2 protein-coding genes are annotated in these 3,383 nt (G+C 45.0%); one reads left to right on the top strand and one right to left on the bottom strand.

Annotated elements, in window-relative coordinates:
• Window positions 1-271 precede the first annotated feature (271 nt).
• A complete protein-coding gene (locus KDK16_RS05350) occupies window positions 272-2,824 on the top strand; it encodes a hypothetical protein (protein ID WP_257275031.1) in 2,553 nt (850 codons plus the stop codon).
• A 128-nt stretch (window positions 2,825-2,952) separates the two neighbouring features.
• Here KDK16_RS05350 and KDK16_RS05345 read toward each other — a convergent pair whose 3' ends face one another.
• Window positions 2,953-3,324 carry a hypothetical protein gene (locus KDK16_RS05345; RefSeq protein WP_257275030.1) on the bottom strand — a complete coding sequence of 124 codons (372 nt, stop codon included), beginning with the start codon at window positions 3,322-3,324 and terminating at the stop codon, window positions 2,953-2,955.
• Between the last annotated feature and the right edge of the window lie 59 nt (window positions 3,325-3,383).

The following is a 3,383-nucleotide window of genomic DNA, read 5'->3' as shown; positions in this document are numbered from 1 at the left end:
GAGTAACAAAAGAAAACCCAGGCTCTTTAATAAGATGACTTGAATCAATGAATTGTTTTTTCGACGGTCTTACGGGTTAAGTCAAATGATTTAATCTAATATCCTTTCTGCTGTCTATTGATCCTGTTGTAACGCTTTCTGGTTTGCTTTCTGTACAGATGAAAGTGCGAATAGTCATGGGCGAATTGAGATCAAAAATGGTTGTTAATAAGGCTTATTTAAATACCCCTCGCCGAGAATGATGCAAAATAATGACAAGGAAAAAATACTGATGCAGTACACACGTTTAGCCAAAGCGATTGCATTGACTCTACCCGTTATGTTGCTGGCAGGTTGTGATGATGTTCTAAACGACGATGTTGATGAAGTTACCCTGCAACCCCAGACGTTGAAGTTTGATCCAGCCAATGGTGTTATTCCTTACCCCAACGATATTGTTGGGCTCGATGAAGATGGCACACTGAAAGTACCCGGAGAGACAGATTGGGCTGATACTCCGGGTGATAGCCCTAATACCTTTTGGAACTACTATGGCACTCAGCAGTGGGGTACATCGGTTCCAATGGTTCTGGAATTTGTCAAGGCTCCGGAAGAATCCGGGGGCTCACCCGGCATTGATCCGGCTACGTTTCAGGGAAGCATTAAAATGTTCCGTGAAAACGCTGACGGCACGCTTGAAAGTCTTATTTGGAATGAAGATTTTCGAGCGATTCTGGCAAAAGCGGGCACTATTAATATTGAGCCTCTGAAGCCTTTTGATGAAGATACCCGCTATTTTGTCACTCTGACAACGGGAGTTAAGGATGTTCATGGTCAATCTTTGCAGGCTTCATCTGCCTATAAGCAGCTCTTAAGCAGTAATGATGAAATGGGGCTGCATTTGCAGGATGTGATTGATCGGTTGGCAGGGGCTGGTATTTCTGACAGCAGTATTATTTATGCGGCTGATTTTACTACGGGCACTAATGTTAGTGTGATTCGACCTGTTGTTGAAAACTACCTTAATGAGTACTCATCAGACACCAAGATCACAAATTTAGTACCAGAGGCTGTTCCATCAGATCAGAAAAATACGCTTGTTGCAGGGTTTTCTGATCTGCTGAAGAAGGAAGGCGTGTCCATTCCAGAACCAGATTCGACAGAAACGCCTGAATACCGGGTTTTCTCTGCGACCATCAACTTGCCGGCCTATCTGGACACACCTGAGATGGGGCAGAACTGCGATTACAATGAATATGTTGACAGTATGCAGGAAGGTGGCAGCCATGACAGTCATCCTGAGAACTTCAATGAGTACAGGGTGGCACCACAGGTATTCTGCTCAGGCGCTTTCAGTTATTTCCAAACAAACGACGGTACGCCTATCAATGCCAGCAATGCTTCTGATATCCGAGTGTTTAAAGAGCCGGATCAAAATGCCATAAATGCCAGAATCTATCTGCCTTCTGGTGCAGTTCCCGCTGACGGATTTAAAGTGGTTATGCATAGCCACGGCTTCGGTAGTTCAAAAGATGAGGCTGAGCTGTTTGCTGAACAACTGGTTGGATCCGGTTATGCTGTGGTTGCCATCGACCATCCTCTGCACGGTGACAGAGTAGTAGATATTGATGGCGACGGTGTCGCTGATCTGGATGCTTCAGTTCGTCGGACTGATTATGCCAGTCCTGAAAATCTGTTAACCACCCGTGGCTTTATGTGGCAGGTGGCTCTGGATTATGTCGGCATTCGCATGGCTATTGCCAATGGTGTGGGAGACGATCAGGGTAATACGCTTCTTGATACCGGGAATGTACATATGTTAGGGAGTTCGCTGGGAGGAATTCACAGCACTATTATCTCTGGAATGATCAGAGATGCTCAGGAGAATATACCCGCCTATAAAGAGCAACTGGATCTGAAGACAACAACGGTGAATGTACCCGGTGCTGGTGTAGCCACCGTTCTGATGCAGTCTCCTGTTCTATTTCCCGAATTGCAAGAAGACGTTCTGCACTCTGCTGCTTTCCGTTTATTTATGGCTGAAAAACTGGGTTTATATAATCCTGTAACAGAGCTTTCTAAAGATGAAAAAGTGGCGGCTCTCGATAAAACCGATGAGTATCGCGATGGCTTGGAAGGTGTCGATCTGACCCGGACCGATCAGATTACTGATGAGGAAATACGTCAATTGGCCGATGACGTGCTGGCAGCCAGTGCTGCCATGGGTAACTCATCACCAGCTGACTTTGCTGAATTTGAAGAGCAAATCTGGGTAGCCTACGAAAGCCCTGCCGAGATTGCTTATCAGGCCATTATTGATCCTTCCGATCCGATCAGTTATGCCAGGGTGCTGGCTCAATATCCCGATGAGCCCATTCTGTTGAGTGAAGCGGTCGGAGACGGTTCAAACGATTTGAATATAGCGGGTCTTGCTATTGCTCTGGCGACAGAGGGTAATGAATACAATCCGGGTGACTTTGTGATTGTAAACCAAGCGGATGAAATGCCTCTGGGTGGTACAGATCCTCTGATCAGAACATTAGGTTTGGATCTGCTGGTTGGTGGTGAAAATGGTGAAAAGAGCGTTACCACCATCCGTGGCGCTTCCCGTTATGGTTATGGCACTCATATGTCCAGTTTTGTTCCTATGCCTTTGGCTATAATCGATCCGGATCTGCTGCCCAATGACATGCAAGTTCATAATAGCATTGTTAAAGCCACTCTTTCATTCATGGACTCGAACGGGTCTTTTGTGGAAGTTAAAAACTATGGCCTTACCAATGGCGATAATCTTTTGCTGCCTGAAGAGGATTTCCCGGAGCAGCCAGAGTATAAGAGGAGATAATTCTTGCTTTAGAGAGGGTGTTGCATAATCCTGGTTCCCAAGCTTTTAGGCACTGCGGGTCTCAGTTTGGGAACGAGTCAGAGAAGGGCTGCATTTATCAACAGTCTCTTGGTACGCCCTAAAACACTCTATTTTTTCCTTTGTTCCTCAAATTCACTCTTTGCCAATTGGTAACCGGGAGCACCAGGAGCATAATAGAGTTCATTAAACAAGTCTTCGGTTTTAATACTTCCCAAAAAACCACATGTCAGTGAAGATTCGTAGCTTGTTTTTTTTGCAGTGCCAATTATTGTGAATATCATCTTGCCTCTATAGTAGATGCGATGATAACCGGTAACACTGCCATCACACTCTGGACGGACACTAAACGGTTGTGAAATTTTTGAAATATCGGAAGGTTCAAGATGTTCAAGTAACTCGATGGCATTCCTGAATACCTGGATATCCGGAGAAGGAGATTCTGCTTTGGAATGCACATCATTTTCAATGAGAATAGTCATTAACCAATTCATTGATTCAAGTCATCTTATTAAAGAGCCTGGGTTTTCTTTTGTTACTC

The sequence above is a fragment of the Endozoicomonas sp. SESOKO4 genome, from assembly GCF_024606275.1.
This window is presented reverse-complemented; position numbering and strand designations above follow the sequence as displayed.